Below are 1,006 nucleotides of genomic sequence, written 5' to 3' on the forward strand. Positions count from 1 at the left end.
GGTGAAACTTTAGAACCAATTAACAGCAAAATTGACAGACTGGAAAGTTTAAAAAGGCGGCGTGAACAAATTGAAGAGGCTCTTTATTCGGGTGCGCAATCAGTGCGTCACGGCGATAAGCAAGTCAGCAATCGTTCTGTTGAGGAACTTCGCAGAGCGCTTGAGATGCTGAACATACAAATAGCCAACCTTGAAGGGCGCAAGCGTTCACGCGTTTTCTATTTTAATATATCACGAGGCTATTAATGGCTGGTTTTTTCAATAAACTCACAGGCTTTTTTACAATTTCTCGTCAACACAATCCGCCTTTTGAAGCTGCAAGTAAAAGCCGCCGTATGGGTGGTTTTGACCCCGCAAAAAAACATATCAATAAAGCGATTGAAGAATGTGGTGATACCATTGTTGCTCGTTCAAGATGGCTTTATGATAATGAATCTCTTTATGGGTCTGCAACGGAAGAATGGGTCTCTGCGGCTGTTAGTGATGGGATTAAACCTTATCCTCGTATTGAAGGTTTTCAAGAAGAAAAGAAAAAGCTTTTAGACTTATGGTGGCAATGGGTTGATGAGGCGGACTATGATGAAGATGCCAATTTTTATGGACTTCAAGCAACCATTGCACGAGAAGTCTTTCTAACTGGTGAATGTTTTGTAAGACTACATTATGTTGACCTCTACGGGCGCTCTGGTGTGCCGCTTCAATTACAAGTTTATCCCACCGAAATGTTAGACCTTACTTACAATGGACCGGCTGATATTGAAGGCAATTACATTCGTATGGGGATTGAATTTAATGCCAGTGGCAAGCGCGTTGCTTATCATTTCTGGGAACATCACCCCTATGATGATGTCCCTGCAAATATGGCATTTGAGAGCCAAGAGCGCGTGCGTGTCCCTGCTGAAATGGTCATTCATATCAAAGAGCGCCGTATTGCCGGACAATTGCGCGGTTCTCCAAAAATAACGCGCGCTATGACAAAGATCTTTCAACTCGAATCCTATGACGA

At 43.0% G+C, this 1,006-nt stretch carries 2 protein-coding genes; both read left to right on the forward strand.

Annotation, left to right across the window (positions count from 1 at the left end; genetic code table 11):
• Positions 1 to 246, forward strand: a 246-nt coding sequence (locus ACFIL8_RS11005; protein WP_375689819.1) for a phage head-tail joining protein, incomplete at its 5' end; no start/stop codon positions are given.
• The coding region (locus ACFIL8_RS11010; protein WP_375689821.1) for a phage portal protein at positions 246 to 1,006 on the forward strand (761 nt) is incomplete at its 3' end. The genes ACFIL8_RS11005 and ACFIL8_RS11010, both read left to right, overlap by 1 nt.

This window comes from Bartonella sp. AP57NXGY, from assembly GCF_042195805.1.
Classification (GTDB): Bacteria; Pseudomonadota; Alphaproteobacteria; order Rhizobiales; family Rhizobiaceae; genus Bartonella.